The sequence below is a fragment of the Vibrio clamense genome (genome assembly GCF_050337905.1).
Taxonomy (GTDB): domain Bacteria; phylum Pseudomonadota; class Gammaproteobacteria; order Enterobacterales; family Vibrionaceae; genus Vibrio; species Vibrio cortegadensis.
The window spans coordinates 85883-108181 of record NZ_JAKJTJ010000018.1 but is presented as its reverse complement, the minus strand read 5'-3'; the positions used below and the strand labels follow the sequence as shown (position 1 = coordinate 108181).

At 40.6% G+C, this 22299-nt stretch carries 17 protein-coding genes; 10 read left to right on the top strand and 7 right to left on the bottom strand.

Annotated features, from left to right (window positions below; translation table 11 throughout):
- Positions 1–52: 52 nt before the first annotated feature.
- The gene (ushA, locus tag L4C39_RS01175; RefSeq protein ID WP_113797959.1) at positions 53–1759 is read right to left on the bottom strand and encodes a bifunctional UDP-sugar hydrolase/5'-nucleotidase UshA; all 1707 of its coding nucleotides are present in this window, start codon (positions 1757–1759) and stop codon (positions 53–55) included.
- Positions 1760–2184: 425 nt separating this feature from the next.
- Between ushA and L4C39_RS01170 the strand changes: the two genes are divergently transcribed.
- Complete coding sequence (locus L4C39_RS01170) at positions 2185–3270, top strand: ketoacyl-ACP synthase III (RefSeq protein WP_017052803.1); 1086 nt, start codon at positions 2185–2187, stop codon at positions 3268–3270.
- Between the two features lie 153 nt (positions 3271–3423).
- Entirely contained in the window at positions 3424–4113 is a 690-nt protein-coding gene (locus tag L4C39_RS01165; protein WP_429743943.1) for a DNA-3-methyladenine glycosylase I, read from the top strand.
- A gap of 28 nt (positions 4114–4141) precedes the next feature.
- Here the strand turns inward: L4C39_RS01165 and L4C39_RS01160 are convergent, their stop codons facing one another.
- The gene (locus tag L4C39_RS01160) at positions 4142–5119 is read right to left on the bottom strand and encodes a TDT family transporter (protein ID WP_017052801.1); all 978 of its coding nucleotides are present in this window, start codon (positions 5117–5119) and stop codon (positions 4142–4144) included.
- A gap of 187 nt (positions 5120–5306) precedes the next feature.
- A complete protein-coding gene (gene clcA / locus L4C39_RS01155) occupies positions 5307–6713 on the bottom strand; it encodes a H(+)/Cl(-) exchange transporter ClcA (protein WP_429743941.1) in 1407 nt (468 codons plus the stop codon).
- A 592-nt stretch (positions 6714–7305) separates the two neighbouring features.
- On the opposite strand from clcA, the gene L4C39_RS01150 reads away from it, so the two are divergent.
- Entirely contained in the window at positions 7306–8289 is a 984-nt protein-coding gene (locus tag L4C39_RS01150; protein ID WP_017052799.1) for a CobW family GTP-binding protein, read from the top strand.
- A 67-nt stretch (positions 8290–8356) separates the two neighbouring features.
- Here the strand turns inward: L4C39_RS01150 and ylqF are convergent, their stop codons facing one another.
- From ylqF to L4C39_RS01135, 3 genes are all read right to left on the bottom strand, one after another.
- Positions 8357–9301 carry a ribosome biogenesis GTPase YlqF gene (ylqF, locus tag L4C39_RS01145; protein ID WP_429743938.1) on the bottom strand — a complete coding sequence of 315 codons (945 nt, stop codon included), beginning with the start codon at positions 9299–9301 and terminating at the stop codon, positions 8357–8359.
- A gap of 625 nt (positions 9302–9926) precedes the next feature.
- Complete coding sequence (locus L4C39_RS01140) at positions 9927–10856, bottom strand: carbamate kinase (protein ID WP_017052797.1); 930 nt, start codon at positions 10854–10856, stop codon at positions 9927–9929.
- A 571-nt stretch (positions 10857–11427) separates the two neighbouring features.
- Complete coding sequence (locus L4C39_RS01135; protein WP_371712159.1) at positions 11428–13131, bottom strand: FAD-dependent oxidoreductase; 1704 nt, start codon at positions 13129–13131, stop codon at positions 11428–11430.
- 175 nt (positions 13132–13306) lie between these two features.
- Here L4C39_RS01135 and L4C39_RS01130 point away from each other — a divergent pair, with 175 nt between their 5' ends.
- The 7 genes from L4C39_RS01130 (at position 13307) to L4C39_RS01100 (ending at position 19983) form a co-directional block, all read left to right on the top strand.
- A complete protein-coding gene (locus L4C39_RS01130; RefSeq protein WP_017052795.1) occupies positions 13307–13615 on the top strand; it encodes an ArsR/SmtB family transcription factor in 309 nt (102 codons plus the stop codon).
- Positions 13616–13663: 48 nt separating this feature from the next.
- Entirely contained in the window at positions 13664–14083 is a 420-nt protein-coding gene (locus L4C39_RS01125) for a YeeE/YedE family protein (RefSeq protein WP_429744303.1), read from the top strand.
- Positions 14084–14098: 15 nt separating this feature from the next.
- Entirely contained in the window at positions 14099–14557 is a 459-nt protein-coding gene (locus L4C39_RS01120; RefSeq protein WP_136995325.1) for a YeeE/YedE family protein, read from the top strand.
- 586 nt (positions 14558–15143) lie between these two features.
- On the top strand, positions 15144–17264 hold the full coding sequence (nrdD, locus tag L4C39_RS01115; protein WP_261889655.1) for an anaerobic ribonucleoside-triphosphate reductase: 2121 nt from the start codon (positions 15144–15146) through the stop codon (positions 17262–17264).
- 179 nt (positions 17265–17443) lie between these two features.
- Positions 17444–17920 carry an anaerobic ribonucleoside-triphosphate reductase-activating protein gene (nrdG, locus tag L4C39_RS01110; protein ID WP_113797975.1) on the top strand — a complete coding sequence of 159 codons (477 nt, stop codon included), beginning with the start codon at positions 17444–17446 and terminating at the stop codon, positions 17918–17920.
- Positions 17921–18024: 104 nt separating this feature from the next.
- Positions 18025–19206, top strand: coding sequence for an amino acid aminotransferase (locus tag L4C39_RS01105; RefSeq protein ID WP_017052789.1), 1182 nt, complete (start codon positions 18025–18027; stop codon positions 19204–19206).
- Positions 19207–19281: 75 nt separating this feature from the next.
- Positions 19282–19983: an ATP-dependent zinc protease family protein gene (locus tag L4C39_RS01100; protein WP_429743934.1), complete on the top strand. Its 702-nt coding sequence runs from the start codon at positions 19282–19284 to the stop codon at positions 19981–19983.
- 143 nt (positions 19984–20126) lie between these two features.
- Here L4C39_RS01100 and L4C39_RS01095 read toward each other — a convergent pair whose 3' ends face one another.
- Positions 20127–22298, bottom strand: a complete 2172-nt coding sequence (locus L4C39_RS01095; RefSeq protein WP_429743932.1) for an HD domain-containing phosphohydrolase — start codon at positions 22296–22298, stop codon at positions 20127–20129.
- Between the last annotated feature and the right edge of the window lies 1 nt (position 22299).

Genomic DNA, 22299 nt, shown 5'->3' with positions numbered 1-22299 from the left:
AAGGCCTTTTTGAATAGCACTGATAGCCTATTCATTAATAGAGTGTTGTTATTTATTGAGCAGAAGGGCACCCTTTAACTTCTTGGCCGCCACTCATGTAAGTGAGATTACCATCAACAGGAGCATAATCAGCAGCATTAACTTGTGGGTTATTGACAAAGAATTCTCTAAGTACAGCAGCGTCAGTTATTTGAGTAGACTCCACATCAATAACAGGGTAGTTATCACCACCTGCAGCACTAAAGCTAATTACAGAGAAAGAGTATGTATCCGTTAGGTTAAAACCTTTGCCATTGATGTCGTGGATCGTTACATCACTTAAATCACAATCTACCGTTAGGTTAATGTTATCCAGTTGAGCATACGCACCAGAGCCAGCTGTTTTTGTCGCTACAACATCAAGGTAATCTTTAACTTCTTGACCTGTCATTGTCGCTTTAGTGACAAAGTTACCAAATGGCTGCACCGTTAGTACATCACGATAAGCTATGTTTCCAGGTTGAATTGAAGCTCGAACACCACCAGAATTCATAACTCCAAAATCGGCATTTACAAGGTTATAGGTACGGTAAGCGTGTCCTAGAAGGTGGCCTAAGTTTGTTTGTTCTGAACGGACGACACTTCGTTCACCAACAAGTACATCATCTGTATTTGAAATAACAACATCCAGCAGTTCTTGACCTTCTTGTTGGTATGGAAGAAGGATCGATTTTACTGTTGCATCTGGCTTAATTTCATCTTGAATGAATTGACGAACACCATTCTCATCTTTTGCTTTCAGGTTTACCGGAACTAAGCTGTAATCAGCTAAATGAAGTTTACCCTCGTAGAACTCAAAATCTGCACGGCCAACATACTTGCCCCATTCATGAGCTTGCATGATGTAAGTGCCATTTTGTTGATCTGGTTTACAAGCATCTCCAGGTTTAAAGTCTGCGTATTCTTCGCCTTCCATACATACTGGGTTTTGAGAGTGACCACCGATAATCGCGTCTAATTCTCCCTCTTCTAAAGACCGAGCTAATTTAACATCACCAGGAGCTTCACTACCGTGCTGTCCATTTGCATAATGACCCATATGTGTAGTTGCAAATATTAAATCAACATTTTCATTTGCTTCAATTTCCGCAATTGCTTTTTTAATCTCAATTTGAGGATCTGCAAATTCTAAATCAGCAACATTGGTAGGGTTGACAAGTTTCTCAGTGTCTTTTGTTGTTAAACCAATGACAGCAACTTTTAATCCATTAATAGTAAAAACTTTGTATGGGTCAAATAAACGTTCGTCTGTTACGTTTCCATCTGAATCTTTTAAGTATATGTTTGCAGCTAGCATCGGGAAATCCGCTAGCTGTTTTTGCATATCCAGAACACTACGCTCGTTATCAAATTCGTGGTTACCGAGAGCCATAGCGTCGTAGCCTAGTAAATTCATGCCGACAAAATCAGGCACGGCATTCAGCATGTCAGATTCAGGAACGCCTGTATTGATATCGCCACCAGATAGCAAAATAGATTCACCACCATTTGCAGTCACTTCAGCTCGAATTTGTTCGATCAGAGTTTTGCGAGCAGCCATGCCATACTCACCATATTTGTTTTCCCAGAAGCGACCATGGTTGTCATTAGTATGGAGAACTGTAAATTTAGTGCATGAATCTGCAGTTTCGCAAGTAACGTCTGTGCTGTCGCTGTCTGAGCCACAACCAGCCATTGCAATACTTACAGAAAGTACGAGTAGAGATTTGGAAAACTTCATGAGGGGGATCCTTGTTTTTATGACATGATTTTAGTTTTCGTTGCAATATACTGAAACTATTATTATTTTTCGTGATGAAGATCTAGGTTGAAGTTGGGCTAAATATATTTGTGATGATCTTGGAGGCTGAGTTTTGAAATAAACATTTTTCGTGGATTAACAATGTGTAACGCAAAAAATTACAAAAAATGTGATGTACAAGGTTGATATTGATATAAATAATATCAAACAGATCGTCTACTTGAGAATTATGATTATGTAACCACTGCTTACAGTTTTAACAATTCAGCGTATAATCTGTGAAATACAGTAAAGCCAAATTATTACAATTCAACTTAGTCCTCTAATGAACAATATAGGAATGTAAGCGAGTTTTATTGGTTGAGGCTTAAATACGCAATTGGAATACAATAAATAGGTACCGAATGACAAATTTTTACGCTGAAATCACAGGTTGGGGAAAGTGCCTACCACCAGCTATTTTATCGAATCAAGATCTTAGTACATTCTTAGAAACATCAGATGAGTGGATTCGTTCTCGAACTGGTATCGAAAACCGTCGAATCAGTCATGTGAATACTTCTGAGCTTGCAACCGCAGCAGCAAAAAATGCGATGGCATGTTCTGGATTAACGGCTGAAGATATTGACCTTATCATTGTCGCGTCATGCTCTGCGGATTCGCTGTTACCAAATATTGCGTCAAAAGTGCAACAGAACCTTGGTATTAAAGGTGCGGCTGCGTTTGATTTAAATGCTGCATGTACGGGTTTTGTCTACGGATTAGAAACGGCTACGCGACTGATGCAAGCGGGTAATTATCGCAATGCAATCGTAGTGGGTGCAGAACGTTTGTCTTTCTATATCGATTGGACCAAGCGTGATACCGCCGTTCTATTTGGTGATGGCGCTGGTGCAGTGACTCTTAGCCGCACAGAACAAAAGGTAGGTTTACAGCAAGCTCAAATCGGTTGTGATTCTGCTGGTCGAGATATTTTAGCCGTACCTAAATTTGGTACTGCGATGGATCGTTTTGCTGCTGATAATGGCTACTTTGACTTCAATTTTGTCGGTAAAGAGATCTTCAAACGTGCGGTGAAAGGAATGGGGGCGGCGGCTCATACCGTTCTTTCTCGTACGGGTATTTCTACTGATGATATTGATGTGGTTATTCCTCATCAAGCTAATATCCGAATCATTCAAACACTATGTGATATGTCTGGTATTAGCCAAGATAAAGCATTTGTAAACATTCAGCAGTACGGCAACACATCGGCAGCAACGGTTCCAATTGCGATGTGTGAAGCTCTAGAACAAGGCCGTGTAAAACCAGGCGCTGAGATATTAGTGGCAGCATTTGGTGCAGGTTTAACTTGGGGAGCAGGTCATATTAAATGGGGCGATCGTGTGACGCCTATTGCTAAGCCTGATGCATGTTTACCTGAGTGTAAAGAGACAGCATTAGAGCTATTAGAGAATGCCATTCAGCACTGTCAAAATAAACCTGAATAGCGAAAATAAAATATCGTCTTCGAAATCAATAAATATTGCCGCAGCTTGCGGCATTATTTTTATGGGGCAATAGTTAACTTGGGTGGATAGCCGATATATCAGCATCTAGTTTTTGTAGACTCTACAGATAAAATAAAAATATAGGTAATAAGCGTGACACAAGAGAAATTTGAACATATATACCAGCGGGCAGAAGAGAGAAAAGGTGGTGAAACTCAATTGGAGAACTTGATTTATCAACCTTTAAATAACGATGATTTACGTTGCATTACTGATGATCGCTGGCTTGCTGGGTTTACCGAAAAGGTGTTTCAATGCGGAATTTCATGGAATGTAGTCAGAAAGAAGTGGCCCAATTTTGAAGAAGTTTTCTTCGGTTTTAAGATCGACTCATTAATGATGTTGTCAGATGAAATGTGGGAAAAGAAAGCACAAGATCCACGAATTATTCGCCACCTAACTAAGGTGATGACAATTTCTGCGAATGCGATGATGATTCGATCTGCCCGCCAGCAGCATGATTCTTTTTCAGAGATGGTTGCAGAGTGGCCATCAGAAAGCATCACAGAGTTGTGGGACTACTTAAAAAAACATGGTAAGCGATTGGGTGGAAACACGGGTGCTTACGCACTGCGTCAAATGGGGAAGGATACGTTTATCTTATCATCAGATGTTGAATCCTATTTGCGCCAAACGGGAATTATCGACAGCGGACGTACCACCAAACGAGCTCAACTTGCCGCAAACAAAGCTTTTAACCAATGGCAGCAAGAGTCGAGTAGAAGCTTGAGTGAAATTAGTCAGATCATCGCGTACAGCTGTGGGGATAATCGAGTCCTCTAATCGAATGGAAGATGCTAGCACTCTTTGATTAAGATTGAGTATCGGTTCGAGGCTGATTTTTAATAAATAACTCAGGCCAATACATTTTTATGTAACCGCCAGAAACCCAAATCACTAAGCCTGTTGCGATGCTCAATTCAAAGAAGCCAAAGTTATGTAACCAGTACCAGTTTGGGTGTGATTCGGCAAAAAATGAAGTTAAACGATGCATTGCAATGGCGCTAATAACAGAGGGAAAGGTGACGGCTGCAATGGAAGGCTGAAACTTTAAACGCATTAAGCGGATATAACAGAGATAAATGAGCAATGTCATCGTGATGGCTATGCCTGCTAAAGCGCCCGTTAAAATAGGATCCGGGTGCTCAAAATTAACAATATAAGCCGCTAGAGTTAAATTAACCGGGGCAGCCATAATGGCCAAAGTCGGTCTTGCCTTTCGCGGTAGCATCCCTTCAAATACGAGCCGATATAGAACCAACGGCAGCATGAAAAAGTAGATTGCAATGCAAATGGTGGCTAAGGTTTCAGAAAAGACGGCATGACCTAATTGCGAACCTGCGAGCGAACTACTGATAAGTCCGACAGGGTAGAGAAACCAGCTAGGAACAATGTGGGACATCTTGAAGTTCATGATCTGGAAACTAAAAAAAAGCACCATCATGGTGAAATGTAATATGAGCGCGCAGAACCAAAGCGGATAAGCGACCACAGGTAAAACAACCGCCAAGTAATCAGATAAAATGAGTAATGCCATACTCATTGGGGCCATCAGGCTGCCACTTAATGGATGACGAATATCATTGAAGAAGGTCTTAAAGCTAGTAATGTAGCGCAATAACACTGGAAGTAATAACACTGCACCAAGTAAAGCCAAATATGGACGTATTGTTTCTCCAATGCTAGGGACATAGAGTGCCCAAGCGTGACCCAAACCAATGACACCTAGCGCTAATGATGCCTGTGAAGGAGGCACATTTTTTACATGGGTGAGTCTTTTCCAATTCAACGATTTGCTCCAATTAAACTCAATATTATTTATTTCGCTACTTGCGAGATAAAGCAACGCTCAATGTACCTATATGCAACAAAAATAGAGTGCTAGGTAATTGAGCGGATAATATCAAGTTTAACGTTTGCGTGCGCTATTTAAGTGATAAACCGAGAGGTAATCCTTTAAATAGATTGAGCCGCTATTAACTTGGCTCTTCTTGTGTTGGTAAGTCTCTTTGTCTAAGTTTGTCGTTTTTCAGTGTACGACGAAGAAGTTGACTATAGATGGGCTGTCCACCTAACATTTGAGCAATAATTACTGCACCTAAGCAGGTAATGATCAAAGGTAAGATCAAGTAGTAGTTATTTGTCATCTCAATCACGAGCAGAATCCCAGTAATTGGCGCTCGAACCGTTGCGGCAAAAAGTGCTCCCATGCCGGCAATCGCGAACATACCAGGTTCTATATCTAATTGAGGTAGAAATGCGTCAGCAGTGACACCAAATGTATAGCCAAACAGGGTACCTAAAGCGAGCATCGGTGCAAAAATACCACCAGGTGCACCAGAGCCGAAACAGAGCAGAGTTGTAAGTACTCGCCCAACAAAAATCATCAGTAGAACATTGGTCGAGAAATTGCCATTTGTTATATCTGGAATAATGCCAATGCCACCGCCTGTTAATTCAGGCAAATAGAGAAGCAGCAAGCCAAAACAGCCACCCAGTAAAGTGCCGACAAGTAAGTAGCGCTTACGGTCATTTTTATGAATCGCAACGAACATATCTTGAGCTAGGGTCACGAGTTTATTGAAAACCACACCAAACAACCCGAATAGAACGCCGAGCAAAAGAAATAACCACAATGTGTTCAATTCTGGTGGCTGATATTGCGGCATGGTGATGACCGCCGCTTGACCATTGATGTAACGAAAAACGATGTTGGCTGAAATAGCAGAAATGATGACCGCTTTAATAGAAATTAGAGAATAACGAAATTGAGGGCGCATCTCTTCAACAACAAACATGATCCCAGCTAATGGAGCATTAAATGCCGCCGCTAGTCCTCCAGCAGCTCCTGATGCTAATAATGAGTGGCGGCTGTCATCATCCTTGACTCGGAAAATATCCGTGACCATTCGTCCAATATTGCCCCCCATTTGCACGGTTGGCCCTTCGCGCCCTAAAACCATGCCCGAACCTAGTGCGCCTAGTCCACCAAAAAACTTCACAGGTAATACTCGCCACCAACGAACAGGACGAATATTGTCCATTGCTCCTTCAATCTCAGGTATGCCTGAACCAGCGGCTTCTGGTGCGAAACGATGCACGAGGAAATAACCAATAAATGCGAGCCCAGCACTGATAATAAATGCGGCTAGCCATAGAGGAACGAAGTGCGCTATTTCAAGCTTCAACCAGTCTGTTCGCGTTTCAGAAACGAAATGAACCGCGACTTCGAAGTAACTTCCAACTAACCCTGCGAATAAACCAACAATGCATGATAAAACCAGAACCGAGACCGGTGTTTTGTCTCTTGAGAGAAATTGATTGATCGCATCTCTAGGCACTTTAGCGAGTAAAGATTGCTTGATTCTCTCTCTTCTGGACATAAAAATAGGGCTCCACTAGGTAGGTTTAATAGGATTGGTCGTCAGGGGAGCCGGAATTATACGCTCTCACTGTTTATCCAGTAGCAATAAGATTGCAATGTTGAATTCCATAAATGAAACAAGGCTACGGATTATTGAGATGGTAGAGTGGAACCATGGTCACATAAATATACATTCTTCATACAGAATCTTGAATTATTGAAAATATGAGCCATAGTTAAATTGTAAAGCGACATCAACCTACACCAAGGAGGAATGTTTGGTTTTACTTACAATTTGGATGGATTCGAAAACCATTTTTAAGTCCTCGTAATATGTTCAGGTCGCGTCAATAGACTCCCTGATTCGCGAACTCACGATTGAGTAACGAGGTTTAAGGCGTACTAGACAATTCGTTAGTGCGCCTTTTGACGTTTGGCGGCGAATATTTCCTGAAGCTATATTCCCTGAAGTTATATTTGTTTGACTAGTCAATATCTCTACGGGATAGATGTTTTTGTCCGTAGTATTCTTTAATCCCATTCCGATCACCATAACCTTATGTTTATCTGAAATATCTCTTGTATACTCCAATTAAGAGAGGAGTAATTACATGTCAAACAAAGTCCCTACAAATATTATCACTGGTTTTCTTGGCGTAGGTAAAACGACGGCAATACTAAACCTGCTTAAAACAAAGCCAGAGGGTGAGAAATGGGCCGTATTGGTTAATGAATTCGGTGAAATCGGCATTGATGGCGCTTTGATGACTGATCAAGGTGCGATGATTAAAGAGGTACCTGGAGGATGCATGTGCTGTACAGCTGGCGTTCCTATGAGTGTCGGAATTAATGCATTGTTGCGCCAGAAGCCAGATCGCTTGCTGATTGAACCTACTGGACTTGGTCACCCGAAACAGGTGGTTGCAACATTAACGTCTGCGCAATATTTGCCATATGTCGATTTGAAGGCCACCATCGCGCTGGTGGACCCACGAAATTTAAGCAACTCAAAATATATCGAAAATCAGAACTTCAACGATCAACTTGATAGTGCTGATGTGGTGATTGGTAATAAAATCGATCAGTGCTTTGCTGACGATATTGATGCCTTCAACGATTGGGTGACGGATCAGACACCATCTAAAATATTTAGCAAATTAGTTCAGAAAGGCGAATTGCCGATAGAAGTTCTAGATATTGAACGTCGTGATGGCAGTGCTTCTACTCAATTAGAGTCGCATCACCATGATCATGCGGATTTGGAACCTCAATTTGAATTGCCTCCCGGCCAATCTTATGTGCGAAAAGAGAATCGCGGGCAAGGGTATTTTAGTTGCGGTTGGTTGATTGGCGCAGAGTATAAATTTGATTTTGATGAGCTATTTTCGCTGCTGAGTGACTTAACGGCGGAAAGAGTAAAAGCCGTGATCAATACCGATAAAGGCTGTTATGCGTTCAATGTGGCGAATCAAGTCGTTTCGGTGAATGAAATCAGTTTAGAAGGCTTTGAATCTCGCATTGAAGTCATTGATTCGCAACTCATGCCTTGGGATCAGCTTGAAGGGCTGCTTTTGAAAATTGGTGGTATTAAGTAATATTTGATGTAAAGAGAGGCGTTGAATTTAATCAACGCCTCTCTATTTTTCGAACTGGAGATTGGAACTATCGCTTATTACGCAAGTAACGTTTTCTTCGTTCTTCTTTTTTCTTAATTTGTGCTTCTTTCTTACGCTCTATCTCGACTTCAACATCGATGAGTTCTTGAGTGATCATCTCTGGTCGTTCTAGAGTGATCTGTCCCAATGTTCCGCTACGAAGTTCATGGAGGAGTATTTCGGATGCTTTGTGTAAATCCACACGACCACCCGATCGTAATGCCCCACGACGACGGCCAATTTCTTCCATTAATTCAATGTCAGTTTCTGGCAATTCTTCGATTTGATAACGATTTTTGAGAAGATCAGGATAGTGCTTTGCTAAGTACTCAACAGTGTAAAACGCTACTTCATCGTATTCCATCGCCGTATCTTTAACCGCACCTGTTGCCGCTAAACGGAAACCACTGTGAGGGTTTTCTACTTTTGGCCATAAAATCCCTGGAGTGTCAGAAAGTACGATGCCATTTTGAAGATTAATACGTTGTTGACGACGAGTCACAGCAGGCTGATTACCTGTTACCGCAATCATACGACCAGCAAGACAGTTGATAATTGTTGATTTACCTACGTTGGGGATCCCCATGATCATGGTACGAATGTTTTTACCAATTTCTTCACGGTGAGGAGCAAGCTTACGAACCAACTCCATGATTTTTTGAACTTCATTGAGATTAGACGTCGTAATTGCCATTGCCTTTACGCCTTGCTCTTTCTCAAAGTGATCGATCCACAATTGTGTTAAGTCTGGGTCTGACAAATCACGCTTGTTTAGTACTTTGACACATGGTTTATCGCCACGTAGTTCCGAGATCATAGGGTTTTCGCTGCTAAACGGAATTCGCGCATCAAGTACTTCAATAATTACATCAACTTGCGGGATAACTTCTTCAATCTCTTTACGAGCCTTATGCATATGGCCCGGAAACCATTGAATACTGTTGTTAACCATTTGAAAGCCTTATATTGATAATTTGTGTGCTGCTATGGGCTTTTGGGGTACATAACGTTCTCAAACCATTAAAGAGGGAGAACTAACCCAAAAACAGGATTAATCTGTTCATAGCCATTTTGATGTGATGATCTTAACACTTTATTCAGTAGGCGGGAATCTTACTATGAAATATGGTCTCTCGGTGTAGCTGTTGATGAACAGAAGTGCTGACCGTTAGGTAGAGGTATTCTCCAAAAACTTACCGATCTAACCACAACAAAGAGCGAATGCAGATTAATGACGCTCCAAACTGCGATCTTTACTCATTACCCTTTTTAAGGGTAATTCTAGATTCAGCATCAAGTGGTAGGTTTTAACGGGCACAATGTTAATTTGAAGAAAGAAAATGAAGAGGTTTTGATAGTCTGACTGTATTTTAATAAGCAAAAATATCGGAGTAATGTAATTATTGTTTTTTAATTAAGTGAATAATGAGTGGTGATCTATTTAAAGCATGATTATGAAGTGAGTTGTCGGCTATTTTTAGTATATAGTAATAAAAATAAGCCTCAATGATATTGAGGCTTATAATAGAAGCGTATTTAAAAATTCTTATTAAGAATGAATAAGCACTAGCAAACCATTAATAGTAAACGACACCGTCGCCTTTAGTAATAAGTGTACCTGCTTCATTAGTAATGATTTTATCTAAATCAAACAGAGAACCAATGGCTGCATTACCTAATCCTGCTTCAACAAACTTACAAACAGCATCAATTTTAGGACCCATAGAACCCGCTGGGAAATTAAATTCAGCCAAACCTGAAGGTGTTGCTTGTTTCATTTCTGCTTGATCTTCTTTGCCGTAATTACGGTAGATAGAGCCATCTGTTAAAATAATAAATAAATCAGCATTGATTTTCTCTGCTAATAATTCAGCGGTTAGATCTTTATCAATCACGCACTCAACACCTGTGCTTTTACCTTCTTCAATACATACTGGTACACCGCCACCGCCGCAAGCAATAACAAGGTTTTCTGTATCTAGAAGCGTTTCTATTTGTTGAATTTCAACAATATCTTTTGGCATTGGCGAAGGTACAACGCGGCGGTAATATTCGCCATCTGCTTTAAATTTCATTGTTGTTTGAGACATGATCTCTTTTGCTCGTTGCTCTGTGTAGACAGGGCCAACAAATTTTGTTGGATTAGCAAAAGCAGGGTCTTCTTTACTTACTTCTGTTTGTGTAACTAACGTTGCCACTTCTAATTCAGAGTCGATATTTCTTAGCTCTTGTTGAAGCATATAGCCAACCATGCCACAAGTTTGAGAACCTAAAACATCCATAGGATAAGGCGTCGTCTCCGGGGAACATTCATGGTATGCCGCATTCTGTTCCATCAGTAATCCCACTTGTGGGCCATTGCCATGGACGATGACAATTTCATGCTCACGTGCAATTGCTGCAATGCTTGCAGCCGACTTGATAATGTTTTCACGTTGATTTTCAGCCGTTAATGCTTGTCCACGGGCTAAAAGAGCGTTGCCACCTAAAGCTAATACGATGCGCATGATAATGATCTCCTATCATTTAATAATGATTTATATATTTTTCGTAGGGATTAACTAATTGCTTCTTTGATTTTTATTAATAAACAAGGAGCTTAGTTATTTGATTTAATTATTCTGTAGGGGAGTAATTAATATGAAGCTATAGTATGGCAAAGTAATAGGTCTAAATGTGATAGCAATCAAAATATCATTTCACTAGATATTCACACTATTCACTTGTAGTGAAAATAATTCGATTAAATATTCACAAGAACAGTGCAAAGGCAGGGATTAAGCAGTTTTTATCACCAACGATTCGCCTTTAGTGAATATTATCTCAGTGTGAAAAATCTAAAATAATAAGTATTTGTTCAAAAAATGACGAGTCAGTCACAATAAATGTCGTGAAACATTGTTTGCGATGAAAGAATTATGAATAAAACAAAGGATTATGTGCATGTTCTTACAAAAATGGCGCTCTTACTTTATACCCGAGAAGCAAAGCGCCATTGAATTTTGACAACATGAGTTGCTTATAATGAGACGATTACAAGAGCCTTTACGATAAATAAAGGCTCTTTTCGTCTTATTGTTATGCTTTAGCGAACTTGTAGGTGCGGAATCCCCCGATTAAGTTTCTCGCTTTTAAACCATTGTTGACCAGCTGACGGTAAGCAACATTGCCACGTAAGCCTACCTGACAATAAATTACAATTTCTTTATTCTCAGGAAGTTCATCTATTCGCTGACGAAGTTGATCTACAGGGATGTTAATATCGCCTTTTATGTAGTTACCATCTTCACGCTCACTTGGGTTACGAACATCAAGTAAGAGTTGGTCTGCTTGTAAATTATCGATTTCATCAAAATGAATAGGGTTAGCATCACCATTCATTATATTACTTGCGACAAATGCCGCTTGGTTTATCACGTCTTTTGCGCTGCCAAATGGGGGAGCATAAGTCAGTTCAATGTGTTGCAGTTGCTCAACGGTCATTCCTGCACGTTGTGCGACTGCAATGATATCTATTCGTTTATCTACTCCTTCTTTACCTGCTGCTTGAGCTCCAAGTATGGTGCCATTTTCAGGATCGAAAAGGAGCTTCAAGGAGACAATTTCCGCCCCAGGGTAGTAACTCGCATGACTTGCAGTATGAACGTAAACTTTCTCGTAATGAATTCCATCACGTTTTAACGCTTTCTCATTTTTACCTGTTGAAGCAATGGCAATATCGAAGATCTTACAAATTGCCGTTCCTTGAGTTCCTTGATAGGTCTCTTCGCGGCCAAGCATATTATCGGCAGCCATGCGACCTTGGCGGTTTGCAGGGCCAGCAAGTGGCACGAGTACCTGATTGCCTGTAACAAAATCGGCTTCCTCTACAGCATCACCTACAGCGTAAATTACAGGATCGCTGGTTTGCATAAATTCGTTGGTATGAATCCCGCCAAGTGCTCCAATCTCCAATCCAGCGTCTACCGCGAGCTTGCTTTCGGGTTTCACACCAATTGCCATAATTAAAATATCAGTCGTTAATATATCGCCATTATTTAGAGATAAATTCAGCTCACCAGTTAAATGTTGGTGCTCAGTTGATTGGCCTGCTTCTGTGCTTGCTATACTTGTATTTGGGACAAATTCCACTGATTCCAAAGCAACGCCTAAACGTAAGTCTACCCCTTTTTCCTTGATCTCAGCATGCGCAAAGCCCGCCATCTCTTTGTCAACTGGTGTCATGACTTGATCGGCCATTTCAACGAGTGTGGTTTTTATTCCAAGTTGGTGGAAAGCTTCCATCATTTCCAAACCGATAAACCCACCACCGACGACGGTTGCATGCTCGGGTTTATTTATCGCGATGCTTTGAAGAATCTTATCCATATCTGGAATATTGCGCAGCGTGTGTGTGAGAGGGTTTTTCAGCCCTGGAATTGGAGGAACAATTGGTCCTGCCCCTGGGCTTAAGAGAAGAAAATCATAGCTCTCGGTGTATTCTGACTGATCGAGTAAATTACGGATAGTGACAGTTTTTTCTGAACGATTGATACTCATCACTTCGTTCATTACTCGTACATCGACGTTAAATCGCGCGAGAAAGCTTTCAGGCGTTTGTAATAGCAATTTACTGCGATCTTCAATATCGCCACCGATGTGGTAAGGCAAGCCGCAATTTGCAAAGGAGACGAATGGACCCCGCTCAAACATGATAATTTCGGCATCTTCACTTAAACGTCTTGCTCTTGCCGCAGCCGATGCGCCACCTGCCACGCCACCTATAATTACTATTTTAGTCATCACTTACTCCGAATCATTAGAATTTTAGCACTATATCGCTGTTGAATTTACTATGACACCTTAAATTAGCCTTGTCTAATGTTAATGTTGCTAATTGCAACTTTCCTAAATTAGATTTGACTAATTTACTTTTATTAGTATGCTCTAATTAAAGATTTAGAAAGGGGAGAGTGAGATGGATGCAGTGCAAATGGATATCCATGAAATGAAAGATAGGGCGATTGAAGTTTCTGAGTTGCTCAAGCATATGGCGCATCCTGAGCGACTTATTGTTTTGTGTCAGTTGACGCAAGGAGAGGTCGGCGTCGGAGAGCTACAGCAAAATTCAGCGTTGAGTCAGTCAGCCTTCTCTCAACATTTAACGGTGCTAAGAAAATTTGGCATGGTAAAGACGAGAAAAGAAGCACAACAAGTTTTCTACTCCCTTTCAGACCCTAGAGTTGAGAGTCTTATTCAGAGCTTGCATGGCGTCTTTTGTAAATAAAGCCAAAGCAAAATTCATATGAAAATGTACATGAAAAGTGAGGTAATGATGAGTAACGTGATTCCATGGGATGCATTATTTGGAGGCGTTCTGCTAGGCATATCAGCATCTTTGCTTTTGTTGCTTAGTGGAAAAATTGCCGGGATAAGTGGTGTATTAAGCGGGTTAATGAAAATTAGGAAAGGCGACTTCATATGGCGGTTACTATTTGTGATTGGCATGATTAGCGGTGGTTTTTTCTGTGTAAACTTATTCGGTGGAAGTGTACCCGCGCAGTTTGATTCGTCATTTTTGGTTTTGGCCGTAGCGGGTTTACTGGTTGGTGTTGGAACTCGATTAGGTAATGGGTGCACAAGTGGACACGGGATCTGTGGTTTAGGCAGGGTTTCTCGTCGCTCAATTGTAGCAACCTCTATTTTTATGAGTGTTGCCGCATTCACTGTTTTTGTTCGTTTACATTTAATTTAAGAGAGTGGAATAAACATGAAGCATCTTATATTTAGTCTTTCAGCCTTAGTTTCGGGCATTTTATTTGGCGTGGGTATGGTGCTCTCGGGCATGACTGACCCAGCCGTTGTTATTGGGTTTCTTGATGTATTCGGTGAGTGGAATCCTAGCTTGATATTTGTGATGGGCGGAGCATTGGCAGTATTCATGCCGTTCTACCATTTTGTAATTAAACCGCGCCAAGCTCCTGTGGCGGCGGATGAGTTTTGTATAGCATCAAAGACTAGCATTGATATGCAGTTAGTGGTTGGAGCATCTGTGTTTGGTTTAGGTTGGGGATTAGCAGGAATTTGCCCTGGGCCTGCCGTATCTAGTTTGGCTTTAGGGAATGTCGACGTCTTAGTCTTCTTTTCAATGATGATGCTTGGACTCGGTGGTACGAATAGGGCATTGCAGTATCGTGATAATAAAGTCATGAAAAAAGCTATGAACTAATGACCATCGACAGTAGCAGTAACTTGAAATGAGTTTAAGGTTGCTGCTTTTGTTTCACTGACCTTGTTTAACTGACCTTGTTTAACTACCTCTGATTAACGCATTGTTATTGAGTCTATGCGTTAGAGATTGAAGTGATGCTGATGTTGATCGAAAATTGTGGATTAGTTTTAGTACATTTTAGATATTTGGTGTCTGAAATGTACATTTTTGTTTCATGAAAACATCAAATTTAAAGGTGCATAAAAAACAATAAAAATGATAGAAAAACGCCACGTTTTGTGAGCCGATGACAGTCGACGTCGAACACTAATCTTTAGAGCCTTTAGCCAAAAGGGCTGAGTAAATTTCAAGTCCCCAAAGCACATTTTTCAATAATTTCATTGTTTCTTTTAGAAGTGGGATCGCGTGCGTTAGATCGAGTTGATCTTGCACAGTAGACGCAATTCCTTGATCTAGATCAATGCTATAAATAGGTGCTTTTCGTCTAATACGCCACAACATATGGTGTCAGTTAAATAATAAATAGCCCTATATAGTGTGTTTGTGGATAAGTCTGTGAGTATTCTAAGGGTAAGGGGAAATAGTGAAACCAATCGTAATTAAGCGCGACGGCTCAAGAGCGCCATTCAATAGAGATCGTATTCAATCAGCAGTAGAAAGTGCAGCTGAACACATTGATAATGAAATGGCGATATACGCACTCAACGTAGCTTTAGCCGTTGAAGTGAAGCTAAAAGATTACGATGAAGTACACATTTCAGAAATCCAGACTTTAGTGGAAAATGAACTGATGCAAGGTCCGTATAAAGGACTTGCTCGCTCATATATTGAATATCGCCATGACCGCGATATTTCTCGTGAAAAATCGAGTGCGTTAACAAAAGAAATCGAAGGCTTAATCGAAGAAAGTAACGCAGATCTACTAAATGAAAACGCCAATAAAGATGGCAAAGTGATCCCTACCCAGCGTGATTTATTAGCGGGCATCGTAGCAAAACATTATGCAAAAACTCATATTTTGCCGCGTGATATAGTACAAGCTCACGAAGATGGTGATATCCATTATCATGACCTAGATTACGCACCATTTTTCCCAATGTTTAACTGTATGCTGATTGATCTTAAAGGCATGCTGACTCGTGGGTTTAAAATGGGCAACGCAGAAATCGATACACCAAAATCGATTTCAACAGCAACCGCAGTGACAGCTCAAATCATTGCGCAAGTGGCGAGTCATATTTATGGTGGCACAACCATCAACCGTATTGATGAAGTGTTAGAACCCTATGTACTAACAAGCTACGAAAAGCACTTAGCCGTTGCAAAAGAGTGGGATATCCATAATCCAGAAAAATTTGCAATGTCTCGTACAGAGAAAGAGTGTTATGACGCGTTCCAATCGCTTGAGTATGAAGTAAACACACTCCACACGGCAAACGGACAAACTCCTTTTGTTACCTTTGGTTTTGGTCTAGGGACTAGCTGGGCTTCAAAACTGATCCAAGAGTCAATTTTGAAAAATCGTATTGCTGGTTTGGGTAAAAACCGTAAAACAGCGGTATTCCCAAAACTTGTGTTTGCAATTAAAGACGGTTTAAACCATCAGGCAACAGATCCGAACTACGATATCAAGCAGTTAGCATTGGAATGTGCAACAAAGCGTATGTATCCAGATATTCTTAACTACGACAAAGTTGTCGAAGTGACGGGTTCATTCAAAACCCCAATGGGCTGCCGCAGCTTCCTAAATACATACGAAGAGAATGGCGAATTAGTACACGAAGGGCGTAATAACCTCGGTGTGGTTAGCCTGAACTTACCTCGTATTGCACTTTCTGCGGGTGGTAATATCGACCAATTCTACACTCTGTTAGATGACAAACTTAAACTGGCACGTCGAGCACTAGAAACTCGTATTAGCCGTTTAGAGAATGTAAAAGCTCGCGTTGCTCCTATCCTATACATGGAAGGCGCGTGTGGCGTACGTTTGAATGCTGAAGATTCTATTGCAGAGATCTTTAAGAATGGTCGAGCATCAATTTCACTAGGCTACATTGGTATCCATGAAACAATGACGGCGTTATCAAGTGGTGAAGGCCACATCTATGATGAAGCTGAATTACGTGAAAAAGCGCTTGATATTGTTCGTTACTTAAAGAAAACAGTGGAAACTTGGACGAAAGAGACGGGTTATGCATTTAGCTTGTATGGTACTCCGAGTGAAAACCTATGCAGTCGCTTCTGTCGTATTGACACCAAAGAATTTGGCTTAATCGAAGGTGTAACAGACAAAGGTTACTACACCAACAGTTTCCACCTTGATGTACAAAAGAAAGTGAACCCATACGATAAGATCGATTTTGAAATGCCATATCCTGATATCTCAAATGGTGGTTTTATCTGTTACGGTGAGTTCCCTAACATGCAGCAGAACGTTGAAGCGTTAGAAAATGTATGGGATTACAGTTACAGCCGCGTACCATACTATGGTACGAATACACCGATTGATGAGTGTTACGAGTGTGGCTATAACGGTGAGTTTGAATGTACCAGTAAGGGCTTTACTTGTCCGAAATGCGGTAACCATGACTCAACAAAAGTGTCGGTTACTCGCCGTGTATGTGGCTACTTAGGAAGCCCAGACGCGCGTCCATTTAACTTCGGTAAACAAGAAGAAGTTCAGCGACGCGTTAAACACTTGTAGTCATCATATTAGCAACGTTTAGGTTCAACCTAAAACAAGAGACTCGTTGCTGATATTCTGAAATTCAATTATCAGGCAAAGCATTCATGTTTATGCCTGATAATTGTCTCAATTTAATGTCCCACTTCGCCCTCACTAAGTCCTTCTTAATTCTCCACTACCACAAGGGGTAATGATTGATGAATTACAATCAATATCAATCTGTTGATGTTATCAATGGTCCCGGAACCCGCTGTACGCTGTTTGTGTCTGGTTGTATCCACCAATGTAAAGGTTGCTACAATCAAATCACCCAAAAACTCGATTCTGGTCATCTGTTCACGCAAGAGTTAGAAGATCACATCATTAATGAGCTGAATGACACAAGAATAAAGCGAAGAGGGCTATCTTTATCTGGTGGAGACCCGTTACATCCAGCCAATCTATCTGCGATCTTAACGTTAGTGAAACGTGTTCGAACTGAATGCGAAGGAAAAGACATTTGGATGTGGACAGGGTACAGATTAGATGAATTAACATCTGAGCAACAAGAAATCGTCAAATTTGTTGATACTCTGATTGATGGAAAGTTTGAGCAAGAATTGGCCGATCCCGCACTGGAGTGGCGAGGAAGTTCAAATCAAATCATCCACTGTTTTACTTCCTTTGATGATTAACTAAGCTACAGTTCAATAACAAAGTTATAAAATTCCTTTCGATTTTTAATCTTACTAGTGTTAACGTGAAGTCATTACTTGAATTTCAAAGGGTTGTGACTTTCATGTTTACACACTTACCAGAACCAACGCTCGATCCAATACTCTCTCTTTCGGTTGCATACCGTAACGATGCTCGTGCTGATAAAGTAGATTTAGGCATAGGTGTTTATCGTAATAGCCAAGGTGAAACGCCTATCATGCAAGCCGTAAAAATGGCTCAAGATATCGTCGTTGAAACTCAAAAAACGAAGGCTTATGTCGGCTTGGCAGGCTGTGAAGAATTCAATCAAAGTATGATTGATCTGTTACTGACTGATACTTCCGCTATCGGGAGAGTTGCAGCAATTCAAACACCAGGAGCCAGTGGAGCCTTGCGTATGCTTGGTGATTTAATGAAAATCGCCCAGCCTGATACGACGGTTTGGATATCAAATCCAAGCTATGTGAACCATAAGCCAGTCATGGAAGCTGCGGGACTGAACGTTCGCTTTTACCACTATTTTAGCCCACAAACTAAGCAAGTTGATACCAGTCGTATGCTTGATGATCTCTCGAATGCGGGAGTAAACGATGTTGTACTTTTGCACGGTTGTTGTCATAACCCAACAGGAGCTGATATTGATTTTTCAGCATGGCAAGCCATCACTGAGCTGTCTCAAAAAAATGGATTTACCCCATTTGTAGATATTGCATACCAAGGGTTTGGGGATGGCTTAGAAGAGGACGCCAAAGGCTTGCGTTACATGGCCGATAATGTGGAAGAGATGTTAATCACCACATCATGCTCAAAAAACTTTGGTCTATATCGTGAGAGAACAGGGGCTGCAATTGTAGTTGGTAAAAGTAATCATGATGTGGCGAATGCGAAAGGGAAACTACTCACGCTTGCTCGTTCTACTTATACGATGCCACCTGATCATGGCGCTGCGTTGGTCAAAACCATTCTTCAAGATCAACAATTAACCGGTATTTGGAAAACAGAACTTTATGAAATGCAGCAGCGATTAGTGAGCCTTCGTCACTCATTGTGTAATGAATTTCGAACAGTACACAACACAGATCAATTTGACTTTATCGAAAGTCACAAGGGGATGTTTACTGTGCTAGGATTTAATTCGGAACAGATGCTGCAATTACGCGAACAATTTGGCATTTATGCGGTTGGAGATGGCAGAATAAATATCGCTGGGTTATCAGAGCAGCACATTCCTTTTGTCGCCCGATCGATTGTACAAGTGGCGTAATGAGCAATGTTTTGTATCGCTTGGTTGGTTAACTCTTCCAAGCTGTAAGCATTATAAGTTGGATTAGGTGAACGAATGAATAAGTGGAAAAACATAATTCCCCTCATGCTTTGCAGTAGTTTGATGGCGTGCAATTCTACAAGACCATTGTCATCAGAACAAAGCGAGATGGCATCTCAGCCAAATGCAGAAGTTGAACCAAAGATAGCTACTGAGCCAAAGATAGCAATTGAGTCAAAGATAGAAACTGACCCTGCACTAGAGGCTGAAGCTGAAATTAAACAGGAAAAAAAAGCAGTAAGTTCTGTTGAAGAACCTAAGCTTCCCGTAGTCAATGAGAAAAAGACGGCTGATGGGAAGCTGATCTTAGGTGAGGAAGAGTGGGTATACTTTCCCGGTCTGAAAGAGAGTTTTAAAGCTCGTATTGATACTGGAGCAACAACTTCCTCTATCAGTGCGACAGATATTGTGCAGTTTGAGCGGGACGGTAGAGATTGGGTAAAATTTAAAATCTCACATGGAGATCTTAAAAGTGCAGAGATTAATCTTCCTGTTGAACGTTGGGTTAAGATTCGCCAGTCTAGCAGTGAAGAGGGTGATAAAAGGGCGATTGTTGTTGCTTGGATTGAGATAGGAAACTTGAAAGATAGAACCGAGTTCACGTTAGCCGATCGTAGTCACCTTTCTTATCCGGTACTCATTGGGCGTAGTTTATTTAGAGATATGGCAGTTGTCGATGTGAGTAAAAAATTCGTACAGCCAAAAAGAAAGAAATAAATTCTACTGTTCACCGTTTTCATAACATTGATCGAATTAAAATAGAAAAGCCTAAACCGTATTCCGATTTAGGCTTTTTATTTATATCTCTTGATTGAGATAGAGCGAGTATTTAAGCATTAATTACTCGCGGGTTTAGTTTTTCAGTCGTCAATTGAATCAGAAAACTTGCGTTTAACTTCAACGAAATCATCAATAGATTGTGTAAAGGCATCAACGACCTCAGGATCGAAGTGCTGTCCTGACTCACTTTTTATCAGTTCTACCGAATCGTCAATAGACCAAGCCTTCTTGTACACTCGCTCACTGGTTAGAGCATCAAAAACGTCGGCAACAGCAACAATACGCGCTGATAGGGGAATGGCTTCACCAATCAAACCGTACGGATATCCCTTACCATTCCACTTTTCATGGTGATATAACGCAATATCTTTAGCCATGTTTAATAGGGCTGAGTTTGAGTCAGCAATAATGGCAGCCCCATATTCAGGGTGACGCTTCATTATCTCCCACTCTTCAGGATCAAGTTTACCCGGTTTGTTTAATATATGGTCTGGTACCCCAATCTTCCCTATATCGTGCATTGGAGAAGCATGAAGAAGTAACTCGCGCCACTCTTTATTCATCGACATTTTTTTCGCTAGGATAACGGAGTAGTAACTCATTCTCGTAATGTGGTGGGCTGTGTCATTATCTTTAAATTCAGCAGCGCTACCAAGCCTAGTTAATATTTCATACCGAGAGGCTTTCACTTTATCGTTTGCACGTTTACCTGTGTAAAGGGTAAATAGCGTAAATGGGACACTAAATAAAGTAATGAGACCGAAGATTATATATGCCCCGTCGCGCAATGAATAAAAGCTACTTAATACTTCAGATTTATCTTTCTTAATGAAGTAGGCCATATTTAAGTGTTCATTCCACTGAGCGCTTACAAATACTTCCTTTCCACGGTAATCAACAATCGATGCAAGTTGTGCTTGTTCATTCTCATCGACACTCAGAGCGGTGATCTGGGCGATGGATTTAGAAAACTTTACGTTAGCTTTGCTATCAATATTAAAGCGTAACGGTGAAATAATGTTACCGCTACGATCTGTGTATAAGAACTCACCGCTCTCTCCAACATTATAGTTATCAAAGTCAGAGCTTAAGCCATTGTTTTGGCCGATTTCATTAAATGATACCGCTACGACTTGTTGATCTAAGTTGAAAATAGGAATGACTAAGTAGAGTGATGTTTTAATTTTTCCATCAAAACTGACAGAGGTTATCGACGGTGATAGCGTCATTTTGCCACTGACCGCTCGAATAAAAGCACTATTAGAGGACATGTCAATTTGAGACAGGTTAAGAGGTGAACCGTAATTTAATATAACCTTACCTTCACTTGAGATGATGGTCTTCGATTCACCACTAATGAACGCATCATATTTATTAAAAAAGGCAATAAGTTCTGCTTCATAGAAAGCGACCTCTTTAAGGTTATCGTTTTCACTGGCACGAATCAGTTTTGCAAGTGTTTTTTGGAAAGTCAGCTTTTGGGTTATATAGTGGTGAATATTGGCTCTAATTTCACTAAGCTTGTTGATGTTAACTGAAACCTCATGCAAGGTTTGACGGACTGTATTTTTATATTGGTCTTCGATTGACTGTTTATTCGCATCTAAGATGTACCAACCACCAGCCATACTCAGTGTAATAAATATACTCATTAAAACCACGAGTATGATTGAAAACTTGGTTGTACCAAATGAGTAAGAGTTATCGTCTGCAAGGCTTCGCTGAGAGAGAATAGAAAAAACTAAAAATAGGCTAGATATAAGAGCAATGAAAAACCCTGCTAAGGTAATCGTTTTATTTTCAAACCTTGAGCCTTCTTCGCTATTACGTATCGGTTGCATTTCAAGATCGTAATAGACTTCTAATAGACCTATATATTGATTGCTAAATGCAATATTGGCTTCTTGTTTTGTAAGGTTCGTAATTTTTTTGGGAAGAGGCACATTGAAGTACGTTTTTTCATGCAAAGTATAATAACTAAAGAAGACCTCATCAGAAAAGGCGTCAGTAATTTTAACACCACGGATGATTTTATTATTATTGAGCTGTGAACTGAGGGAATGGCGCAATTGATCTTTGTTTATATTATAAACAAAAGGCGCGCTTAGGTCTGCAATTTCACTTGTTGCCACAGAAATGGCAGTACTTGTATTGGCTGAAGGCGTCATTTCAACCTTGATCGCTTGATGCACAAGAATAAATAAGCTGGCAGCGAGCAGTAATATGGAGAGTATTTTAGCCTTAAAATGCATA

Excerpts from the sequence above, each read along its gene's own strand:
- ylqF (WP_429743938.1), bottom strand. The coding sequence starts at position 9,301 with ATGGTTAACAACAGTATTCAATGGTTTCCGGGCCATATGCATAAGGCT.
- clcA (WP_429743941.1), bottom strand. The coding sequence starts at position 6,713 with ATGTCCAGAAGAGAGAGAATCAAGCAATCTTTACTCGCTAAAGTGCCT.
- L4C39_RS01105 (WP_017052789.1), top strand. The coding sequence starts at position 18,025 with ATGTTTACACACTTACCAGAACCAACGCTCGATCCAATACTCTCTCTT.
- L4C39_RS01125 (WP_429744303.1), top strand. The coding sequence starts at position 13,664 with ATGAGTAACGTGATTCCATGGGATGCATTATTTGGAGGCGTTCTGCTA.
- L4C39_RS01130 (WP_017052795.1), top strand. The coding sequence starts at position 13,307 with ATGGATGCAGTGCAAATGGATATCCATGAAATGAAAGATAGGGCGATT.
- L4C39_RS01100 (WP_429743934.1), top strand. The coding sequence starts at position 19,282 with ATGAATAAGTGGAAAAACATAATTCCCCTCATGCTTTGCAGTAGTTTG.
- L4C39_RS01170 (WP_017052803.1), top strand. The coding sequence starts at position 2,185 with ATGACAAATTTTTACGCTGAAATCACAGGTTGGGGAAAGTGCCTACCA.
- L4C39_RS01150 (WP_017052799.1), top strand. The coding sequence starts at position 7,306 with ATGTCAAACAAAGTCCCTACAAATATTATCACTGGTTTTCTTGGCGTA.
- L4C39_RS01120 (WP_136995325.1), top strand. The coding sequence starts at position 14,099 with ATGAAGCATCTTATATTTAGTCTTTCAGCCTTAGTTTCGGGCATTTTA.
- L4C39_RS01140 (WP_017052797.1), bottom strand. The coding sequence starts at position 10,856 with ATGCGCATCGTATTAGCTTTAGGTGGCAACGCTCTTTTAGCCCGTGGA.
- L4C39_RS01095 (WP_429743932.1), bottom strand. The coding sequence starts at position 22,298 with ATGCATTTTAAGGCTAAAATACTCTCCATATTACTGCTCGCTGCCAGC.
- nrdG (WP_113797975.1), top strand. The coding sequence starts at position 17,444 with ATGAATTACAATCAATATCAATCTGTTGATGTTATCAATGGTCCCGGA.
- ushA (WP_113797959.1), bottom strand. The coding sequence starts at position 1,759 with ATGAAGTTTTCCAAATCTCTACTCGTACTTTCTGTAAGTATTGCAATG.
- L4C39_RS01135 (WP_371712159.1), bottom strand. The coding sequence starts at position 13,131 with ATGACTAAAATAGTAATTATAGGTGGCGTGGCAGGTGGCGCATCGGCT.